The sequence below is a fragment of the Streptomyces sp. NPDC048277 genome (assembly GCF_040652235.1).
Classification (GTDB): Bacteria; Actinomycetota; Actinomycetes; order Streptomycetales; family Streptomycetaceae; genus Streptomyces.
Genome location: NZ_JBEZLQ010000040.1, coordinates 1 through 19776 on the forward strand (window position 1 = coordinate 1; position 19776 = coordinate 19776).

At 70.7% G+C, this 19776-nt stretch carries 21 protein-coding genes and 2 pseudogenes; 8 read left to right on the top strand and 15 right to left on the bottom strand.

Features of this window, described 5'->3' with window-relative positions:
• Positions 1-89: 89 nt before the first annotated feature.
• The 8 genes and pseudogenes from AB0D85_RS47940 to AB0D85_RS47975 form a co-directional block, all read right to left on the bottom strand.
• Positions 90-179: pseudogene (locus AB0D85_RS47940) on the bottom strand (helix-turn-helix domain-containing protein); the annotation flags it as partial.
• 133 nt (positions 180-312) lie between these two features.
• Complete coding sequence (locus AB0D85_RS47945; RefSeq protein WP_362336475.1) at positions 313-537, bottom strand: hypothetical protein; 225 nt, start codon at positions 535-537, stop codon at positions 313-315.
• A gap of 122 nt (positions 538-659) precedes the next feature.
• Positions 660-1520: a DUF1963 domain-containing protein gene (locus AB0D85_RS47950; protein WP_362336478.1), complete on the bottom strand. Its 861-nt coding sequence runs from the start codon at positions 1518-1520 to the stop codon at positions 660-662.
• Positions 1521-1601: 81 nt separating this feature from the next.
• Positions 1602-2540 (bottom strand): SGNH/GDSL hydrolase family protein, encoded by a 939-nt coding sequence (locus AB0D85_RS47955; protein ID WP_362336481.1) that lies wholly within the window; start codon positions 2538-2540, stop codon positions 1602-1604.
• Between the two features lie 80 nt (positions 2541-2620).
• Positions 2621-2785, bottom strand: coding sequence for a hypothetical protein (locus AB0D85_RS47960; protein WP_362336484.1), 165 nt, complete (start codon positions 2783-2785; stop codon positions 2621-2623).
• Positions 2786-2805: 20 nt separating this feature from the next.
• On the bottom strand, positions 2806-3597 hold the full coding sequence (locus AB0D85_RS47965; RefSeq protein ID WP_362336487.1) for a DUF4232 domain-containing protein: 792 nt from the start codon (positions 3595-3597) through the stop codon (positions 2806-2808).
• 190 nt (positions 3598-3787) lie between these two features.
• Complete coding sequence (locus AB0D85_RS47970; RefSeq protein WP_362336490.1) at positions 3788-4741, bottom strand: CU044_5270 family protein; 954 nt, start codon at positions 4739-4741, stop codon at positions 3788-3790.
• Positions 4738-5418, bottom strand: coding sequence for an RNA polymerase sigma factor (locus AB0D85_RS47975; protein WP_362336655.1), 681 nt, complete (start codon positions 5416-5418; stop codon positions 4738-4740). Before AB0D85_RS47975 ends, AB0D85_RS47970 begins: the two co-directional genes overlap by 4 nt.
• On the opposite strand from AB0D85_RS47975, the gene AB0D85_RS47980 reads away from it, so the two are divergent.
• Together AB0D85_RS47980 and AB0D85_RS47985 are read left to right on the top strand one after the other, a co-directional pair.
• Positions 5326-5562: a hypothetical protein gene (locus tag AB0D85_RS47980; RefSeq protein ID WP_362336661.1), complete on the top strand. Its 237-nt coding sequence runs from the start codon at positions 5326-5328 to the stop codon at positions 5560-5562. The genes AB0D85_RS47975 and AB0D85_RS47980 overlap by 93 nt on opposite strands.
• Before the next feature lie 45 nt (positions 5563-5607).
• The gene (locus AB0D85_RS47985) at positions 5608-6411 is read left to right on the top strand and encodes an SDR family oxidoreductase (RefSeq protein WP_362336493.1); all 804 of its coding nucleotides are present in this window, start codon (positions 5608-5610) and stop codon (positions 6409-6411) included.
• Here the strand turns inward: AB0D85_RS47985 and AB0D85_RS47990 are convergent.
• Positions 6408-7610 (bottom strand): hypothetical protein, encoded by a 1203-nt coding sequence (locus AB0D85_RS47990; protein ID WP_362336496.1) that lies wholly within the window; start codon positions 7608-7610, stop codon positions 6408-6410. The genes AB0D85_RS47985 and AB0D85_RS47990 overlap by 4 nt on opposite strands.
• Positions 7611-7923: 313 nt before the next feature.
• Here AB0D85_RS47990 and AB0D85_RS47995 point away from each other — a divergent pair, with 313 nt between their 5' ends.
• The gene (locus tag AB0D85_RS47995; RefSeq protein ID WP_362336499.1) at positions 7924-8718 is read left to right on the top strand and encodes a polysaccharide deacetylase family protein; all 795 of its coding nucleotides are present in this window, start codon (positions 7924-7926) and stop codon (positions 8716-8718) included.
• Between the two features lie 6 nt (positions 8719-8724).
• Here the strand turns inward: AB0D85_RS47995 and AB0D85_RS48000 are convergent, their stop codons facing one another.
• Positions 8725-9516, bottom strand: coding sequence for a CAP domain-containing protein (locus tag AB0D85_RS48000; protein WP_362336502.1), 792 nt, complete (start codon positions 9514-9516; stop codon positions 8725-8727).
• A gap of 502 nt (positions 9517-10018) precedes the next feature.
• Between AB0D85_RS48000 and AB0D85_RS48005 the strand changes: the two genes are divergently transcribed.
• The gene (locus AB0D85_RS48005; RefSeq protein ID WP_362336505.1) at positions 10019-10339 is read left to right on the top strand and encodes a GYD domain-containing protein; all 321 of its coding nucleotides are present in this window, start codon (positions 10019-10021) and stop codon (positions 10337-10339) included.
• Positions 10340-10350: 11 nt separating this feature from the next.
• Here AB0D85_RS48005 and AB0D85_RS48010 read toward each other — a convergent pair whose 3' ends face one another.
• The 3 genes from AB0D85_RS48010 to AB0D85_RS48020 form a co-directional block, all read right to left on the bottom strand.
• Entirely contained in the window at positions 10351-11013 is a 663-nt protein-coding gene (locus AB0D85_RS48010) for a hypothetical protein (protein WP_362336508.1), read from the bottom strand.
• A gap of 425 nt (positions 11014-11438) precedes the next feature.
• Complete coding sequence (locus AB0D85_RS48015; protein WP_362336511.1) at positions 11439-11696, bottom strand: Smr/MutS family protein; 258 nt, start codon at positions 11694-11696, stop codon at positions 11439-11441.
• Between the two features lie 98 nt (positions 11697-11794).
• Entirely contained in the window at positions 11795-12349 is a 555-nt protein-coding gene (locus AB0D85_RS48020) for a DUF4232 domain-containing protein (protein WP_362336514.1), read from the bottom strand.
• Positions 12350-12643: 294 nt separating this feature from the next.
• On the opposite strand from AB0D85_RS48020, the gene AB0D85_RS48025 reads away from it, so the two are divergent.
• Entirely contained in the window at positions 12644-14869 is a 2226-nt protein-coding gene (locus AB0D85_RS48025) for a serine/threonine-protein kinase (protein ID WP_362336517.1), read from the top strand.
• A gap of 208 nt (positions 14870-15077) precedes the next feature.
• On the opposite strand, the gene tnpA is transcribed toward AB0D85_RS48025, so the two are convergent.
• Positions 15078-15506, bottom strand: coding sequence for an IS200/IS605 family transposase (gene tnpA / locus AB0D85_RS48030; RefSeq protein ID WP_362336520.1), 429 nt, complete (start codon positions 15504-15506; stop codon positions 15078-15080).
• Between the two features lie 49 nt (positions 15507-15555).
• On the opposite strand from tnpA, the pseudogene AB0D85_RS48035 reads away from it, so the two are divergent.
• Both AB0D85_RS48035 and AB0D85_RS48040 read left to right on the top strand, forming a co-directional pair.
• Positions 15556-16722 (top strand): annotated as a pseudogene (locus AB0D85_RS48035) (transposase); the annotation flags it as partial.
• Positions 16613-17125: a class II aldolase/adducin family protein gene (locus tag AB0D85_RS48040; RefSeq protein WP_362336523.1), complete on the top strand. Its 513-nt coding sequence runs from the start codon at positions 16613-16615 to the stop codon at positions 17123-17125. The pseudogene AB0D85_RS48035 and the gene AB0D85_RS48040, both read left to right, overlap by 110 nt.
• Positions 17126-17153: 28 nt before the next feature.
• On the opposite strand, the gene AB0D85_RS48045 is transcribed toward AB0D85_RS48040, so the two are convergent.
• Entirely contained in the window at positions 17154-18725 is a 1572-nt protein-coding gene (locus tag AB0D85_RS48045; protein ID WP_362336526.1) for a hypothetical protein, read from the bottom strand.
• A gap of 235 nt (positions 18726-18960) precedes the next feature.
• On the opposite strand from AB0D85_RS48045, the gene AB0D85_RS48050 reads away from it, so the two are divergent.
• A complete protein-coding gene (locus tag AB0D85_RS48050) occupies positions 18961-19752 on the top strand; it encodes a DUF4239 domain-containing protein (protein WP_362336529.1) in 792 nt (263 codons plus the stop codon).
• The last annotated feature ends 24 nt before the right edge of the window (positions 19753-19776 follow it).

Here is a 19776-nt window from a genome sequence, read left to right on the forward strand (position 1 = left end):
GACCCTTGGACACTGGTCGGAGAAGCGCCCGGTGTTCTCCTCTCTGACGGGCGGTTCTTCTACTCAGGTAGTGCGACTTCACGTCGCACGAACACGACGCGGGCGCACCCGAACGCCCTCGCCAGCGCGATCCGCTGACCGGCGTCCGGGTACAACCTGAAGGCGTACCGGAGCTGCATGACGATCACACTAGGCATACCGAACAAACGCCGTCACCGAGAACATACGAGCGAAGCGTCACTCTCGCCGAGCAGGGTCCGGCTCCGCCGGAACGACACCGCGACGCTCCGCGTCGCACCCACCTGATTCGCTTCACCCCCGGCGTGAACGCCGGGGCACTGCGAATGAATCCCGGTAGCCCTGCGCCTCCAGCTGCGGCAGCCAGCTGACGTCCGCGCCCTTGGTGAACGTCGCCGCCTGCGCCGGCGTCGCCGGCGGGGCCGCGCCCAGGACGAGCCCGCCGGCGCCGGCCGCCGCGCCGAGGAGCACGCTGCGCCGCCGTATGCCTAAGCCCTCGGTCGGTTCGCTGTCGGTCATGGGTGGCCCCTTCGCTCGGAGAGACGGATTCCGGGACGTTCACCCGAAGGTCGCCGGCCGAGCCGATGAGGTTGCCGGGGTGCCGGTACTTTCCCGCGCCCCACCGGTGTCGCGGGAACAGGTCAGGGATTCCAGAAGACGTGGGTGAACGCGCGGTCGAAGCGCCGCGCGGCCAGGTCCGCACGCTGGATCACCCAGTGGACGGTGGCGCTCTCCCAGCCCTGCACGTCCATGCCGGCATGCCAGTCGGCCAGCAGCACCCAGTCCGAGACGTCGTCCGAAACGGGTCCGTCCCACCCGCCCGTTTCCGCGGCCTTCACGGCCCACCACACGGCGTTGGCGACGGGGTCGATGTCGATGGCCTCCTCATCGGCGTATCCCCCGATCTGCAGCGGCCCCACGGGGGCGATGTCGGCACGGGTGCTCTCCCAGACCGCGACGAGTTCCTCGCAGCGGGGATGCCCGGGATGCGGCCCGCCCCACTGCTCGCCGGGCACCTCGACCGACTTGTGGCAGGGCAGCGACACATCGGCCGTCGCGTGCAGCGGACCCTGCGGGAACTCCGCGAACATCGCCTCGTACTCGTCCCAGTCGGAGGAGTTCCAGGCGTTTCTGTCCCGTTCCGTCACGTCCGCGCCGGCGGGGACGTACACCACGCTGCCCATGGATTCGTAGTCGTCGGCAGTCTCGGGGAAGGCGAACAGCAGCAGGCGGCCGTCGGGAGGCAGGGGCAGGCCGGTGGCGTCGGCGGGCAGGGCCGCGAGGTCGAGGGAGGCGACGAAGGGGTGGGCGGGGTCGGGGGTGCCGGCCGGAAGCAGCAGCGGACCGCCGAACCGGCCCACGACCGGCCCGTCCCCGCCCCGCGTCAGCGTCGCGCAGGGGCGGGCGGTGGCCAGCCAGCGCTCCACGTCCTCGGCCGGCACGCCCTGCGCGATCGCCTTGTCACGGAAGGGACTTAACCGGTCCCACAGTTCAGGAGTCATGGGCGAACCGTAGAGGAAGGGGCTGACACAGCGGCGGCAGCCGCCGTGTCCGGTCGCCGAAGCCGGTACCCGGCGCGGGCTTCATCGCAGCGCGGACTTCACCAGGGAGGCCGCGGCCTTCATGCCGGCCTCGTTCGGGTGGTACGAGGTCCGTCCCGAGGCGGGCTTGTACTTCTCCACCCACGGGGCCGCCGCGCAGGCGTCGTGGCCGTGGCTGGCGGTGGCGAAGCGGACCAGGGTCGCCCCGGTGTCGTTCGCCGCGGTGATGTACGCCTGCGCCAGGCGGGTGGCGACGGTGCGCTCGAACACCCGCTGGTCGGCGGTGAGCGGGACACCGGTGCAGCCACCGGTGTCGGGCAGGAGGGTGGAGTAGCTCACCAGGAGGACGCGTGCGTGCGGGGCCCTGGCGTGGACGGCGTTCACCACGCTCTCGATCCGGCGGCCCACCGTGCCGAGGGCGGTGTTGATCGCGGCCCGGTTCACGGTGCCGCAGTTCGTGCCGCCGCTGTTCTGGCAGGAGTACGTGACCATGCTGCCCAGGTAGTTGACGTCGTTGCCGCCGATGGTGAGCGTGACCAGGTCGGTCCCGCTGTTCACGGCGTTGATCTGCGGCGGCTGCGAGCCCTGCTTGGTGGTGAGGATGTTCGCCGTCGTGGCGCCGCTGCAGGTGACGTCCGTCAGTTTCGCGCCGATGCCGCGGGCCACGATGCTCGCGTAGTTGTTGCTGGACCGCGAGCACGCCGCCGCTCCGCTGCTCGACTGCACCGGCGGGATGCTCGGGCCCGCGGCGAACGAACTGCCCATCGCGACGTAGTCGAGACCGGCCGCCGTGATCGAGGTGGACCCCGCCCCGGCCGTCTTCGTGGTGACCGAGTCGGCGGTCAGGTCCAGCTGGGCCTTCGACTGCCGGCCGGAGGCGTCCCCGGTGGTGCTGCCGCCACAGGCCGTGAGGGCGAGGGCGCCGACGACCAGGGCCGCGCAGGCCATCAGGGCGTTTCGTCGGGGTGCGTTCGCTGCCACGAGGTACTCCTGTCTTCATGGATCATGAGGTCTGGTCCGCTCCGGTGCTGTCCGAGGAGAGCACGCAGTGCCGCATGTGGTTACCGGTGAGACCACGTGATGGCCGTCGCGTGACGGAACCGGGACATCCGGAGCACCCCCGTCTCCTCCGCCAGGCGGTCCGTGCCGCCCATGACGACGACCTGGAAGGCCGCGCCGAGATAGGCGGCCACGAAGCGGGAGAACCTGCGGGTGCTGCTGTGCATGGTGGGTCGCCTTCCTCGGGTCACCAGTTGACGGCGTCGCTCATCGACTGCTGCCAGTACGTGACCTTGATCGAGTCGTCGATGTAGGCGCCCTTGGCGGGCAGCGACGGGTGGGCGGGGGAGCCGACGCTCCCGCTCAGGGAGCGGCCCTGGAAGTAGACGGTCAGGGACTTCGCGGTGTGGCCGTTGCTGCCGCTGCCGTCGGTGGCGGACAGGCTGATGGCCGCGTACCCGGACTGGCCCGGCTGGAGCGTGACGACCGCCTGCGGCTGCGAGTCCCTGATGACCGGCGGCTCCGACTGGGCGTCGGTGAACTGGACGCTCGGGTAGCCGTAGAGGAAGCAGGTCCTGCTGCCGGTGTTGGTGACCGTGAGCAGCATGTGGTTCACGGGGCGGTTCAGCGGGGCCGCGACCGTCCTGGTGGTGGACCCCTCACAGGTGACCGGCCCGCCCGAGGAGCCGGACACCTTCGACGCGGAGACGCCGGCGGCGCCGGCGGACTGCGAACCGGCGGTGGTGGACCCGGTGCCGGACCCGCCGGTGGACCCGGCGGCGGACTTGCCGCCGGAGGAACCCGCCGAGCCGGTCGAGCCGGTCGAGCCCGTCGAACCCGTGGCGCCCGTCGAGCCCGTCGAGCCGGAGTCCGCGCCCGACGAGACCGCGCCGGACGAAGGGCTCGTGGAGGTGGTCGCCGCCGCGCCCTCGTCGTGGGTGCCCGTTCCGTCGCTGCACGCGGTCAGGGAGAGGGCGGCGAGAACGGCGGTCGCGGCGGCGGCTGCGAGACGGGTGCGGGAGGTACGGAGAGCGGACATGGCGCTGTGCCCCTTCGGTGTTCGGGTGGCGGTGGTGATCGGATGACCGAAGCTTGTGAGGTGATCCGTCCCAACCGCCACACTCAGCGGGGTGTTGGGGACGCTGGAACGCCGAAAGGGGCTCTGGCCAGCTAGAACACAGTCACCCTGGAACGGGCGGATGGGACGCGGGGGCTCCGGGAAGGGGCATTCACGCGGCCGGTGTCCCGCCCGTCCTGTCCGCGACCCCGACGTCCAGCAGCGCCTCGTCGGGTGTGCCCAGGAAGTCGAGGGACTTGGTGTCGAAGACCCAGACCGTGCGGCCGTCGCGCTCCTTGAAGCTCAGGCCGATGCCGGAGCGGCCGGTGTAGTCCTTGGCGTGGGACACGACCGAGACGCCCGGGATCTTCGCGGCCGCCCGGTAGAGCGCGGCGTCCAGTTCGGGCAGGAGCTTGGCGTCGGGCAGCAAGTCGCCGATCTTCTCCAGCGCCGCGCTCTCCCTGGTCTGCCCCTCTCCCTTCGTGCCGGCGTAGATCTTCGCCAGCAGTGCGTCGGGGTCGGTGGGCAGCGACTGAAGCGCGCGGAACGCGGTGACGTTCGGGTCGGGGTACAGCTTCATGTCGTGAGTGCCCTTGGAGTAGGCGGACAGCGGGTCCCGGGGGCGGAAGGGGGGACCCACCAGCACGTTGAACCGGCGCAGTCCCGCGCGCCTGCCGTCGACGGCGGTCCACTCCGTCACGCGCATGATCCGGACGTCGTCCTTCGAGAACGTCATGGCGCCCTGAGTGCTGACGTAGATGTACTGGTCGTCCCTGACGGGCACGGTCCGCTTCGCGGCGGCGACCTCGGCGATGCGGTTGAGGAGGCCGACCGCCTGCGCATCGGGCGTGGCCGTCGTGGACTCGACGATGCCGACGACGACCGTGGCGACGACCGCTGCCGCCGTGGCGAGGGGTACGGCGACGACGGCGAACCGGCGGCGGGGGGCACGCGCCGGCCGGCCGGGTGCCAGCCGGATCCCGGGGAGTTCCGCGGCTCTCTCGGTGAGCTCTTTCATCAGATGGTCCTTCAGCAGGTCGTGGCGGTCGCCCGTCAGGACCGGGTCACCCGGGCTCGGCAGCAGCCTGGCCAGTTCCTCGCGCACTTCGCGCTCTTCGGGGTTCATCCGTGCTTCTCCTGTGTCGACCGGGCCGTTTCGGGACGGCCACCCGGTACCTGTCCGGTGCGCCGGCCGAGTCCCGGCGTGCGCCCGGCCAACTCGGCCTCCGCCAACGTGCGCAGCCGCTGCCTCGCCCGGGCGAGCCGCGACCGTACGGTGCTCGTCGGCACGCCGAGGGCCTCGCCCGCGGCCGCGTAGCTCAGCCCCGACCAGACGCACAGCGCGAACACCTCGCGCTCGGCCCTGCGCAGCCGGCCGAGGGCGGTGCGCGCGGCGGCGAGCCGTTCGGCGTCCTCCATGCGGCCGACGAGATCGTCGGCGAAGTCCGGCAGGGTGTCGAGGTCCGCCGGGCGGTCGGGGAGCCGGGCGAGTGCGGCACCGTGCCGACGGGCGGCGCGGCGCGTGTTGCGCAGCACGTTGGTGGCGATGCCGTACAGCCAGGGGCGCAGCCCGTCGCCTTCGGGCACGTCGGCTTCTTCGCCCGGGGTCGCGGCCCCGGGTCTGAGCTTCTGCCTGAGCCGCCAGGCCTCCAGGAAGGTCAGGGACACCACGTCCTCCGCCGTGCTCCGGTCCCCCGACAGCCGGGCGGCATGACCGTAGACGGCCCGGGCATGCGCTCCGAACAGTTCGGCGAAGGCTTCCGGATCGCCGGCGCGTATCCGGTCACGCAGGGAAAGTTCCACAACCAGCCCTGTCCGCTCGGCACCGGCCATCTCTGTGGCGACGATCACACCACGCGCGGTCGCTTCCCCGGGGGCCATGGAGTGGGCGACGCCTCAGCCGTGGTGGGCGGCGCGTTCGGCGCGGCCCGCAACTCCGGTCTGTGAAAAGGGGTTTGCCCAGTCGGCCCCGGCCGTGGACGATCTCCTCCCGTGACGACCAACAGCGCCCACGGACAGCCCGCTCCGGATCGGTCCCGGCCCGCCACCCGTCCGCTCGCCCTGGTCACCGGAGTGGGACGCACCGTCGGCATCGGCGCCGGCATCGCGCAGCGGCTCGCGGCCTCCGGCTGGGACATCGCCTTCAGCTGCTGGACCCCCTACGACGAGCGGATGACCTGGGGCAGCGAGCCCGGGGCGACCAGCGCGATCACCGACTCCCTCACCGGACACGGCGCCACGGCCAGGGCCGTCGAGGCCGACCTCGCCGACCCCGGCACCCCGGCCCGTCTCTTCGACGAGGTCGAGCGCGAGCTGGGGGCCGTCACCGCCCTGGTGATGTGCCACTGCGAGTCGGTGGACTCGGGCCTGCTCGACACCACCGTGGAGAGCTTCGACCGGCACTTCGCGGTCAACGCCCGTGCCACCTGGCTGCTGATCCGCGAGTTCGGCCGGCGGTTCACCGCCGCCCCGGGCAGCGGCCGGATCATCGCCCTCACCAGCGACCACACCGTAGGCAACCTTCCCTACGGCGCGAGCAAGGGCGCGCTGGACCGGATCACCCTGGCCGCCGCACACGAACTCGCCGACCTCGGCATCACCGCGAACGTCATCAACCCCGGCCCGGTGGACACCGGATGGATGACCGCGGAAGGGCGGGAGCACGCGGTGCGCCGGACACCGCTCGGCCGTCTCGGCACCCCGCAGGACACCGCCCACCTCGTCGACTTCCTCTGCTCACCACAGGGCCAGTGGGTCAACGGCCAGCTCCTGCTGAGCAACGGCGGGTTCGCCTAGGGGACGCCCCACGACCGATCCCGGGGTGTGCCGAGCGCGGTCCGTTCCTCCGTGCCCGGGGGCTGATCGGCTGTCGTCCGCCCGGCGCGGGGCGGCGGGCGTCGGCGGCGCCGGTCCCGTACCGGCCAGAACAGGACGTATGCGGTGGAGACCGCGGCGAAGCCCAGGCGGATCAGACCGCGGGCCGCGTCGTCGGGGACGACGAAGACCGTTCCGTACAGGGTGATCAGTCCGATCCAGCTCCACCAGGGCACCAGGCGGCGCTGCCCGATCACGTCCCACAGCAGGGTGCCCAGCAGGACGGAGGCGGTGTAGTACGTGTAGACGCTGGGGTCCAGGGCGATCCGGGCGTTGGCGCCGAGCAGCACGACGGCGGGCCAGCGGCCCCGCCAGACCGCCGCGCAGCCCAGCGCCAGCCCCACCGCGGCCTGCGCGGGCCGGTCCCAGGGAGGGGTCCGCGGATCGTCGACGCCGAGCCAGCGCAGCGCGGACGCGGGCTGGTTGGGGATGGTGAACCTGGCCGCGGCCAGCGAGTGCGGGGAATCCAGGAGGAACGGCAGCCAGACGAGCGCGACCAGACCCGCGCACCACAGTCCCGCGCGCAGCCACTGCCTCCTCGGCAGGGCGAGCAGCAGCGGCAGGAAGGCCAGTGCGGTCGGTTTGGAGTCCATGGCCAGGGCCAGGAAGATGCCCGTCGCGGCGGCGTTGCCGCGGGTCAGGGAGCGGACCGCCAGGGCCGTGAAGAAGAGTGCCAGGACGTCGTCGAGGTGGCCGAAGCGGACCGAGACCTCGATCCACATCGGGATGAAGGCCAGGCCCGCGATCAGCACCCGCTGCCGCAGCCGCTGGTGGTTGGTGCCGGTGCCCAGGAAGTACCAGGCGGCGCTGCGGCCGGCCACCACCAGGATGATCAGGCCGAGCAGGGACATCACGGCGGCGCCCAGGAGCTGGCCGACGGATTCGGGAAAGGGGTTGAACAGGCCCGCCGCCAGGAAGCTGACCGGACCCATCTGCAGTTCGGGGTGGTGGGCGTACAGGTTCAGACCGCCGTCGGTCCTGCCCGGGCCCGCGTAGAGCAGTTCCCCGCCGGTGCGCAGATAGTGCCAGGAGAAACCCCCGTGCGGCTGGACCACGGCGAACCACAGGACGGTCCAGGCGGACAGCAGCACCAGGTGCGTCCGCTGGCTGATGGCCGACACGTTCTCTCCCTTTGGGGTCTTGTCGTCCCGCACGGTTCCCCCGGGGCATGGCACCCCTCCTTGAGATGGCCGGAAAGCCCGGCAGGTTCTTTCCGCGGCCCCGGTCCGGGCGTGCGGTATGTGAAGAAGTGGAGGAGACGGCGGCCGTCGTCTCGTGACGGGTCGTCGTCTCGTGGCGGATACGGGCGTGTCGTCGTGTCCTTGCGGAATCCCTCGCGGAATCGTCCGTGATCGGTAACAGGCGGATCCATCGGCCGTTTTCGCGCCTCTAGAGGTGTGCAAAGGCTTACGGCGAAGGCAGGGAACAGACGTCATGGTGCGAAGCGGCGGACGGGGCTGGTACGGCACAGCGCTCGCGGCGGTGCTCGGGGTGACCGCGGTGGCCGCGATGACCTCGTTGTGGAGCGCGCAACCCGGTTCCACCGGCAGGCAGCCCGCGCGGGCGGGGGTCTCCGCGTCTCCCGTCACGCCGCACGCCCGGTCGCTGGACCGGAAGGCGGCTGCCGTGTCGGCGGAGATCGCGCATGCCTCGGACGGCGGCGCGCACAGCGTCAACATCACCATCGACGACGGACCCGACCCGGTCTGGACCCCCCAGGTGCTGCAGGTCCTGCGGGACAACGGTGTGAAGGCCACCTTCTGCATGATCGGCACGCAGGCTCGCGCGTACCCCGGCCTGGTCAGGGAGGTGGTGGCGGCCGGGCACCGGCTCTGCGACCACACGGTGTCGCACGACATCACCATGGACCACAAGTCCGAGGCGTATCAGGCACAGCAGATCCTGGACGCCGAACGCATGATCACCGAGGCGTCCGGGGGCGTCCGCCCGCTGTACTACCGGGCCCCGGGCGGTGCCTTCACCCCTTACAGCCGTCACCTCGCCGCGTCCCGTGGAATGCGGCCGCTCGGCTGGAACGTCGACTCCAAGGACTTCGAACGCCCCGGCACGGACACCATCGTCGCCACCGTGAAGGACGAGATCTCCAACGGTCCGACCCTGCTCTTCCATGACGCGGGGGGAGACCGCTCCGAGACCGTGGCCGCCCTGCGCGAGGTTCTGCCGTGGCTGAAGGAACAGGGGTACTCCTTCGGGTTCCCTGTGCGCTGACCGCTGCTACAGGGCCGAACCGAAGTCCTGGGTCCAGTAGTTGCCCGGCTGGGCCAGGCCGATGCCGATCTCCTTGAAGCCGCAGTTCAGGATGTTGGCCCGGTGGCCGGCGCTGTTCATCCAGCCGTCCATGACGCTGTCGGGGGTGGTGTAGCCGGCGGCCACGTTCTCGCCCGCCGTGCTGAACCGGTAGCCGACCCGGGAGAGACGGTCGCTCAGGGAGGAGCCGTCGGAGCCGGTGTGGGACATGTTCTGGTGGTCGGCCATGTCCTGGCTGTGATCCTGTGCGGCCTTGGTGAGCTTGGCGTTCTCGGTCAGCGCCGAGCAACCCGCCTTTTCCCGTTCGGCGTTGACCAGGGCCAGGACGCGGTCCGTGGGACCGGAGTCCGTCGTAGCGGCGGAGCTCGTGGCCGTCGGAGAGGCCGAGGCCGGGGTGGGCTCGACGGTGGGCGTGGCGGTCGGACCGCCGGACGCCGACGGAGACGCGCTCGGGGCGGCGCTGGAGGGGGAGGCGCTCGCGACGCCCGACGGAGTGGCGGTGGCGGGGGCGTCCGAGGCGGACGCGGATGCGGAGACGGACGCGGATATGGACTCCACCGGCGACGGGGAGGCTGTCGCGGTGGTCACCGGGTGCGACCTGCCCCATCCCCACCACGAGAACGAGACGACGGACCATCCGCCCGATCCGTCACCGCTCGCCTGGGCGGCCGACGGTACGGCCACGGCACCCACGGCCACGACGACGGCCGCGGCGGTGACCATCTTCCGGCGTTTCGATTTCTGGCGATGCTTGGTCATGGCTGGCCTCATTCAGTGGTTCCGGCATTCGGCAGAGAAAATCGGCGCCCCCTCTGCGAGAGCGCTCTGCCCCGGCGAGAGCGGCCATTATGGGGATCGCCGAGCGCGCCGGGCAACGAACACCCGGGCGGTCCTGGGACGTTGGGCGCGGGGTTGCTCCGGAACACATGGGACCCGAGGAGGCGGCCGTCGTACACCCCTGTGACCAGGAGGAAGGGGATCCCTCACGCTCGTGTTCGCCGAGCCGGACGGCCGGCCGAATTGCCGTCTGTGGCGTGATGCGTCCCACCGTCATTCGGTGTGTGTGAGAAAAAACCCGGCCTTCCGGCGGCAACCTCGCGGCGCCCGGTGGCGACTGTGAGGGGGTATTCATGACGACACCCCAGGTCCGGGCGCCGATGTGCCCTTACGAGTGAATCCGGCCGTCCGTTGATTTATGGCCGGCAGGACAGCGGGAAGGCCGTTGTGCGTACCGGACACGTCACGGGCAGGAGCGCCCCCCATGCCGAAGTTCCTCATCCAGGCCACCTACACGCCCGAAGGCTCGAAGGGCTTGCTCAAGGAGGGCGGGAGCGGCCGCCGTGCCGCCGTCGACCGCGTCGTGGCCGGCCTCGGCGGCACCGTCGAGGCCATGTACTTCGCCTTCGGGGAAGACGACCTCGTGTGCATTCTCGACTTCCCCGACCCGGTCTCCATGGCCGCCGCCAGCCTCAGCGTCAAGGCCAGCGGCGCGATCCGCACCCGGGCCACCCCCCTCCTCACCGTCGACGAGATCGACGCGGCCACGCAGCGACAGGTCGACTTCCGCTCGCCCGGCGCCTGAGCGGTGCCGGCTCACTGGAGGTGGAGGCGGCTGAGTGCGGTGGTCCAGTCGGTGACGATCGCCTGCTGTGCGGCGGCGAGAGTGACCCGGCCGGCGCAGACCGCGGTGTGCAGCTTGGTCTCCACCGGGTCCTTCTTGTTGTTGACGCCCTGGCTGCTCTTGTGGCCGGGGTCGGCCGGTTCGACCCACAGGTTCCGGTAGTCGTTGGGATCGCCTCCGAGCTGGAGGCTTATGAGGTGGTCGTACTCGGCCTCCGACATGCTGCCGGTGTAGTCGTAGGAGGCCGCGTTGAGCTTCTTCTCCTTGCCGGTGACGTACGCGGAGGGGCGCACCCCCGAGGTGTAACCGCCCTTGCGGCATATCGTCGACGTCAGGTTGGCCTGGGTGACGGCCGGGGAGATCGCGCCGGGCGTGCACTTCGGGTCTTCCAGCGGCTCCCCGTTCTCGTAGCGGTAGTGGCACGAGCCGGCCGCCGGCTGCTGCTGAACGGCGTAGTGCTTCTGGGGGCCTTCCCCCGTCGCGATCGCCCGTCCCGCACCGGCCGCGCCCGATGCGGTCGCCCCCGGACCGCCGCTCTCGGAGGGGGTCGAGGTGCCGAGCGAAGTGGACTTGCAGCCCGCCAGCAGCAGACAGGCGCACACGACGGGCGGTATGAGACGGCGGGCAGAGCGCATGACGATCCCTCACAGGCAGGCGGCGACTGACCAGATACTCCCCTACCCGGGTGCGGCCCTACCGTGCGGGGCACAGCGTGAAAGACGCACATGTCGTGCGGGACGAGGCACCACAGGGCCGCGCGAGCCCCCTGCCGGCGGCGCCGTCCCGGTCTCGATGCTCCTCGCGGTCGCCGTCACTGACCGCCGTCACGGCGACGGACGCGTTCGCGATCAATCAGGTCGACTGCGGCCGGAGCGACTTCGTGCAGGTCACGTCCCACCAGGCCGGCCACGGCAGCGGACCGTCATGACCTGGCCGAATAACCCCGGCGGGGTCAGCGCGTCCTGGATCAGGATTCTCTGAGACATCGGCGGGCGCCCTCATGGGAAGGGGCGCATTGCCGCGGATCACGCCCTCGGCCCGGACCGGGCGAGGGCGTGTTTCATGTCGGGCGGGGTGCGAAGTGGAGCAGGATGCGGCCCGTGTTGACCGTGTCGATCTCCACGTGGTCGTACAGCTTCCTGATGTGCTTCTGGTCGAGGAACGCGAGGACGCGCGCCTTGAGCTGCCCGGTGCCCTTGCCGTGAATGATCTCCACGACGGGCTCTCCGGTGTGCTTCGCCTGGAAGACGACCTGCCGCAGCGCGAGTTCGATGTCGCGGTTGTTCCGGAAGATCGGGTGCAGGTCCAATGTCAGCAAGGTGCTACCTCCCGTTGCCGTCACCTGTGACGAACTGGTCCGAGTGTGCCACCCGACTCCCTGTCGTGCCCCCGATCCGGCTGCGGACGACAGGGCGGCTACCAGGAGAGGGCGTCCTTCGCGTTGTCCTGCCAGTAGGTGACGGTGGCGGCGCTGTTGAAGAAGATGCCGCCCTTCGGCAGCTTCAGGGTCTTCTCCTTGTTGACCGCGTTGCCCTTCCTGTCGGCGAAGAACACGCCCAGGGTCTTCTCCTTGGCCCCGCCCTCGCCCTCGGGGGTGGACGTGGTGATGCCCGCGTAGGCGGACTTGCCGGGCTTGAGCGTCACCACGGACTGCGGGGTGCTGTCCTCGTTCCACGCCACCGGGGCCTGGGCGTCGGCGCCGGCCCTCAGGAAGGGGGCGATGTAGGCGTAGCAGGGCTTGGTGCCGGTGTTGGTGGCCTTGAGCAGCAGGTGGTTGACCGGGCGGGACACCTTGGTGACGGTCAGCTTGGTGTTCGCCGTGGTGCAGGTGACGACCGAGGACGCCTTGCCGGTGGCGGCGGAGGCGGTCTGCGCGCTGGCCGCGGTGGCCTGGAAGCCGACGAGCGCGAGGGCGGCGACGACCATGGAGGAGGCGGCGGCGCGGGAGACGAGGCGAGTGGCGATACGCATGAGTCGGCTGCTTTCTCTGATGTGCCTGAAGGCTGAGTCGAACGGGGCCGATCGCCGTGTCCGGTGAGGCGTCCCGTTCGGATGGCCCAAGCCTGTTCCCGCCGTCGTCCCAACCGCCATACTCGCCGGGAGTTTCGGGACGCTGGAACGCTCGCACCGGCCCTGAACTGCGGAAACGTGGCTTTCCCGGGACGCCGGATGGAATGATCGCCCCTTGCGCGGCTCTGTCTCCGGGGCGGCAGGCCCTACGCTGATCCCCGTCAGGCAGGCAGGCGTTGGGAAGGATGTTCGGCGATGACGCCCCTGAACGCCGGGGATCCGGAGTCCATAGGCGGGTACACCCTTCTCGGCCGGCTCGGGGCGGGCGGCATGGGGATCGTCTATCTGGGGGTCTCCGCCTCGGGACGGCAGGTCGCGGTCAAGCTCGTGCGCGGGCCGTATGCCCAGGAGGAGGAGTTCCGGACGCGCTTCCGGCAGGAGATCGCGGCGGCCCGCAGGGTGAGCGGCGCGTTCACCGCGCCCGTCCTGGACGCCGACCCGGACGCCGAACGGCCGTGGATGGCGACGCTCTACGTGCCGGGGCGCAGCCTCGCCGAAGTCGTCGAGAAGGACGGCCCGTTGAGCCGGCGGGAACTGCGCGCGCTGGGGCTGGGGCTCACCGAGGCGCTGCGTGACATCCACCGGGTGGGCCTGGTGCACCGGGACCTCAAACCGGGCAACGTCCTGATGACCGAGGACGGACCGCGCGTCATCGACTTCGGCATATCGCGCGCTGCCGACAACCAGAGCCTCACCACGACCGGGCGGATGATCGGCACCCCGCCCTTCATGTCGCCGGAACAACTGGCCTCTCCCCGGGAGGTCACCCCGGCCTCGGACGTGTTCTCGCTGGGGTCGCTGCTGGTGTTCGCGGCCGTCGGCACGGGGCCGTTCGACGCCGACAGTCCGTACATAACCGGCTATCAGGTGGTGCACGGGAGCCCGGACCTCGGCGGGGTGCCCGAGCCGCTCCTGGGGATCGTCGAGCGGTGCCTGGACAAGGACCCGGCCGCACGGCCGGAGCTGACGGACATCCACCGCATGCTCCAGGCGCTGCCGGATTCCGACGCCACCGCGTCTCCGCCGACCGGGCAGTCCGCACAACCCCGGCGCCGTCCCACTGACCGGGGCGCGGCCACGGCCTCCGCAGGCGTCGCCTCCGCGGGCGCCGCGACCGGCATCGACACCGGCACTGACACCGGCACCAGCACCAGCACCGGCACTCACGCCGACACCGGCAAGCGGCGCCGGACCCGGATGCTGCTCGCCGGCCTCGGCGCGGCGCTGGCCGGTGCGGGGCTGCTGGCCGGGGTGAGCGCCTTCGTGTCCGATCCGGACACCGGCGCCTCCGGGACCGCCACCGCCGAGGCCGCCGCCACCGCCCGTGCCGCGTCACTGCCCGACGGCTGGCGGCCCTGGCAGTCGGCGCTGCGGTACGACGTGAAGGGCATCCCCCTCGACTACAACAGCGCCGGATGCGTGGCGGACGGAACCGCCCTGTTCTGCGGCGGTACGGGTGTCACGGTCGCCAGGATCGACGCGGCCTCCGGCCGCACCCTGTGGCGGGCCGGCACCCGCCCCCAAGGGGTGCGGCCGATCGGCGCCCGCGACGGGCTGGTCTACATGTACGAGGAGCCGGACGACAGGACCAGGCGTGTGGTGGCCCTCGACGCCGGCACCGGGCACCGGCGGTGGCAGCGCGACATCAGCCTGTCCGAGCCGGCGGTCCTGTACGACGGCGGGCTGCTGACCCTGTCCTCCGACGCCTCGTCGTACGTGGCGTACGGGCCCACCGGCAAGGAACTGTGGCGGGCGCCCGCGCTGGACGAGTACTGCACCACGGCGGTGCTGGGCGGTGTCCCCTACGGCCTGTGCGAGGCGGACACCGAGCCCGGCCAGGCCCCGGTCGAGCTGATGAAGCTCGGCCCCGGCAGCCTGACCGAGACCGCCACCCTGCCCAGGAAGGCGCAGGCACTCGGCACGGTCGGCGGACAACCCCTGTTCCTCGCGCCCCAGACCGAGAAGGACGTGTACGACTCCGGGTACGAGCGGCCGTACAACGCGCTGCTGCGGGTGGACCCGGGAACCGGGCAGGTCAGACGGGTACCGCTGGCGCAGCCGCTGACCGGCACGGCCACGCTCGTGGACGGCGTCGTCTACTTCGTGCGGTCCGACGGGACGGTCACCGCGGTGTCGGCGGACAGCGGCAGACAGCTCTGGCAGCGGACGACGGACATGGAGAGCCTGTCCGCGCCCGTGGTGTCGACGACGTACGGGCGGGTCTATTTCGCCAACCGCTTCGGCCGTCTGCTGGCCCTGGACAGCCGCACCGGGGCGGAGGTCTGGCGCACCTCCGCACTGGACGCCCCGGGGGACAAGACGCAGGACTATCCGCCGTGCGTGCTGCTCGTCAGGGACGCGATCGTGGCGACGGCCGGCGACACGGCCTTCTCCCGGAGCCCGAACGGCCCCACCACCTGACCCGCCCGGACCGGCCGAGGTCCTCGTCGCGAGGTCACTCCGGCGGTGCCTCGCCCGGCAGCCACTGCAGGGCGAACAAGATGCCGGTTTCGTCATCCACGGCGCGATCCACACCAGGGCGGGCTGCGCGGTCGCCGCCCAGGAGGAGGGCCTGCTCCCGCTTGACCAGATCTCCATCGCTCCGGAATGCTTCGCCAGCGGCCCGCGCTCAGCCCGGCCGCTTCTGGTTCTCGATGTAGTCCTTGACCACCTGGAGCGGCGCTCCACCGCATGAGCCGGCGAAGTAGGAACCGGACCAGAACCGGCCGTGCATGATCGCCCGGTTCACCCGGCCGGTGAACTCCTGCCGCAACCGGCGCGATGACACTCCCTTGAGGCTGTTGACGAGGTTCGACAAGGCGATCTTCGGCGGGTAGTGCACCAGTAGGTGCACGTGGTCCTCCTCGCCGTTGAACTCGATCAGGTCGGCCTCGAAGTCCTCGCACACCTTCCGCATGATCTCTTCGCAGCGCGTCAGCATGGCGTCGTTGAAGACATTCCTCCGGTGCTTAGTGACGAACACCAAGTGCACATGCAGGTGGTGGACGACGTGACGGCCGCGCCGTACATCGGGATCTGGTTCCCAGCGTGGTGACATGAACCAATGATAAAATCGAGGCTGGTTCGAACTGGAGGGGGTGGGCTGGATGATCCGTGCGTACAAGTTCCTTCTGCGGCCCACCGTCCGTCAGGACCAGGTTCTTCGCGAGATGCTGGCCGATCACTGCTCGCTCTACAACGGCGCGTTGCAGGAACGCCGCGACGCCTACCGCCACGTGTCGAAGACGAGCGTCACGTACGGCACGCAGTCAGCGCAGCTCAAGGAGATCCGGGCGTTCGACCCGGAACGCCAGGGCCGCTGGTCCTTCTCCAGCCAGCAGGCGACGCTCCGGCGCCTGGACAAGGCGTTCGCCGCGTTCTTCCGCCGCATCAAGTCCGGTGACACACCCGGCTACCCGCGCTTTCGCGGAGTGAACTGGTTCGACACGGTCGACTTCCCCAAGGACGGCGACGGCTGCCGCTGGGACTCCACCCCGCACGACCCGGTCACCCGGGTCCGCCTGCAAGGCGTCGGGCATGTCAAGGTCAACCAGCACCGGCCGGTGCCCGGCAAGGTCAAGACCGTCAGCGTCAGGCGCGAGGGCCGTAAGTGGTTCGTCGTGCTGACCGCCGAGCAGGCACGGCCCGAGCCGCTGCCCGCGACCGGATCCGTGGCCGGGATCGACCTGGGCATCGCCAGCTTCCTCGCCGACTCCGACGGCGGCTTCGTCCCCAACCCGCGACACGGGCGCAAGGCCGCCGCGAAGCTCGAAGCCGCACAGCAAGCCCTGTCCCGGTTCCCGCGCTGCAAGGCCAAGGACCGCACCGCCAACCACCGGCGGGCTGTGGAGAAGGTTGCCACGCTGCACGGCAAAGTCCGCCGTCAGCGGCTCGACCACGCACACAAGACCGCGCTCGGTCTGGTCCGTGAGCATGACTTCATCGCGCACGAAGACCTGAAGATCCGCAACATGAGCAAGGCCCCCACGTCGAAGCCCGACCCCGACAAGCCGGGCGGCTTCCTGCCCAACGGGTCCGCTGCCAAGGCCGGGCTCAACAGGTCGATCAACGATGCCGGTTGGGGGGTGTTCCTGACGATCCTGCGCGCCAAGGCTGAGAGTGCCGGACGGGAAGTGATCGCCGTGGACCCCCGCAACACCTCTCGTGAGTGCCCCGAATGCGGGCACACCGCCATGGAGAATCGGCCCACACAGGAGAAGTTCCAGTGCGTCAGCTGCGGCCACACGGCGCACGCCGACACAGTGGGAGCACTCAACGTTCTACGGGCCGGGCTGGTCCATCGTTACGCCGAGGCGGCGTAACGAGAAGCCACCCCGTTTACGGGGTGGAGGAGTCACGGAGTTCTACGGCAGGCGCGACCTCGGCGGCCACCCGGCGATGATCCTGCGCAACCACGGCCTGCTGACCGTCGGCGAGACCCCCGCCCAGGCGTTCCTGCGCATGTACTACCTGGACAAGGCCTGCGAGATCCAGACCGCCGCCGCGGCCGGGGGCGCGAAGCTGGTCCTCCCGGACCCCGAGACCTGTGAGCTCACCGCCCGCCAGCTGGGCGGTGAGTCCCACGACTCCGACCTCCAGGACGACAGGGCCTACGACCTCGCCTGGTCGGCGCTGCTCCGGCTCGTCGACCGCATCGCCCCCGACCACAAGGACTGACGCCTCCGCCGCGACGGTGACAGCGGCCTCAGCCGATGGCGTACGCCCGGTACACCGTCTCCACCGAGCGGTCCCCGGCGGCGTCGGTCACCTCGGAGCGCAGGGCGACGGCGCCTGAGGCCGGGTTGTGGACGGATGCCTGCCAGGCCGAGCCGGAGCGCTTGACGGTCGCAGCCTTCCAGGTCTTGCCGCCGTCGGCGGACGACCAGACCTTGACGGACTTGGCGGTCACCTTGGTGAGCTTCGCGTCGGGGCCCTGGGAGCTGCGCCCGGCGGTCACGTCGACCGTCGTGGTGCTGCTCGGCGCGGCCTGGTTGTGGCTGTTCAGCCCGGTGGGCAGGAAGCGGGTCAGGAAGACGGGCGCGACCATCGCCCGGGCCGGGTCGGCCACCTTGAAGTGCCAGTCGAGGGTGACGCGGGGCGACAGCATGCCGGCGGGGAAGGTGATGCCCGGACGGTAGCGGTGGGCGTCGACGGTCAGGCGGTACCAGCCGGCCGAGCGGATGCCGGCGGAGAACTGGGCGTCGCCGGTGCGCCAGTTGGTCAGGGTCTGCTTCTTGACGGTGGTGCCGCCCTTGGACAGGACCACCGTCTCCTTCGTCACGTCCCCCCAGCCGCCGCCGATGTCGAGGTCGCCGATCAGGGCGTCCGGAAGGAAGCCGACGCTCTTCTGCCCGAGCGTCGGCAGGTAGCTCATCGGTCCCCACGCGGCCCGGCCGAAGGACTGGGTGAAGCTCTGCCCCGCCGTCAGCGTCCTCAGCTTCGGGAAGCCGCCGCTGACGTCGTCGCCGTTGCTGCCGAAGATGTCGTCGCGCGGCTGCCAGGTCCCGGGAGTCAGATGGACGGTGGCGCTGTACGGGGCGTTCTCGTCGCGCACCCCGGCCATCAGGTCGGTCGTGCAGTCGTCGGTCTTCGGCGCCGCCTGGAGCGCGGTGTCGACCTGGCTGCCCATCTCCGTTCCGCTGCGCACCGAGAAGCGCATCGTCGCGAGGCCGGACCGCTTGTACGACCCGCCGGGTGCCGCCGGGATGCCCGTGGTCTTCTTCACGGCGACGTAGTTGTCGTTGCCCGACCACTGCGCCAGGTACCCGAACTGGAGCAGCTTGGAGGAGTTCGGGATGGCGTAGAGGGCCCCCTCGTCGTTCCAGCCGCCCGCGCTGTAGGCGGAGGGCATGTCCATGTTGGCGGCGCACACCTGCGCGCTGATCCGCGGCGGGCCGGTCACGTCGGCGGGGGTGTCGAGCGACACCTTGACGGCCTTGCCCTTGCGCGCGTCGATCGTCACGGACTTGTTCCCCGACACCTGCACGACCTGCGCGCCGATGGTGTCGGTGCCCAGACCGTCCGTGGCGCTCTCGTAGATGTCGGTCATCGCGATGTAGCGCCCCGACGGCAGGCTGAGCCGCTTGCCCGACTTCACGCTGTACGTCTGGCCGGACGACGCGTTGACGACGGTGACCGTCGTCGAGACCTTGGCGCCGTGCCGCCCCAGCGTGGTGACGGTCAGTGAGGCCGACGCCGCCTGCGCGGAAACGGCCGAAGCGACCAGCGGGACCAGCGCGGCCACACCGGCGAAGGCCAGCGATCTTCGTCGCACCATCATCAACTCCCCCTTGGAACCCCCGAGTCGGCCCATCGTAGTCATGACGCGGGCATGGCAGATCCGGGGGAGGAGGTGCGCCCGATCAAGCTGTGACAAAGAAGTTCACGCCAGGGTTCCCGCCCGAGTTCTCGCCCCGGCTTTCACCCGGTGGTGTGAACTTGCTCCCGTACCCCCGCGATGGCCTGCGAAGCGGTGGTTTTGGGGTGCTCTGTCCGGCCTAGACTCCGCGCACATGTCGCTCTGGCTGCTCAACCACTTCAGCACCTTCACGCTTGCCGTCGTCACCGTCGGCGGGACCGTCCTCCTGGCCGTCGCCGGCAGTGTGCTGATGCGCCGCAGGTACCCGTCGCTGGCCCGCGGGGAGCACAACGACATGGTCGGCGTGACGCTGGGGATGTTCGGCGCCATCTACGGCATCATCCTCGCGTTCGTGATCGTCACCCTGTGGACGCAGCTGGAGGACACCCAGACCATCGTCTCCTCCGAGGCCACCGACGCGGCGCTCATCACCCGTGACGCCGCCGCGTTCCCGGCGGCGGTGCGGGCCCGCCTCGACGCCACCGTCAACGGCTACGTCCACGCCGTGGTCGAGGACCAGTGGCCCCGGATGCGCGCCGGGCACCCGAGTTACGGGGCCACGGAGACCCACCTCCAGGACGCCTTCCAGGTGCTCCAGACGTACGACCCGAAAAGCCAGCAGGAGCAGGTCTTCTACCAGCAGGCCGTCGGCCATCTCGACGACGTCGCCTCCCAGCGCCGCGCCCGCATCACCATGGCACGCCAGGAACTTCCCGTGCTGCTCCAGGCCCTGGCCTTCGGCGGGGCCCTCGTCCTCGTGCCGCTCACGTTCCTCTACGGCATGCGCAAACTGCGGGTCCAGATCCTGTTCGTCGCCTCGGTCGCCGGACTCGTCGGCTTCAGCCTGCTCCTGGTCTTCGTCCTGGACCGGCCCTTCGCCGGCGACCTCAGCGTCAGCCCCGCCCCGTACCGGGAAGGGGCCCTCGCCCAGTACTGGAACCGCTGAACCGCTGTCAGACGAAAGGCTGCT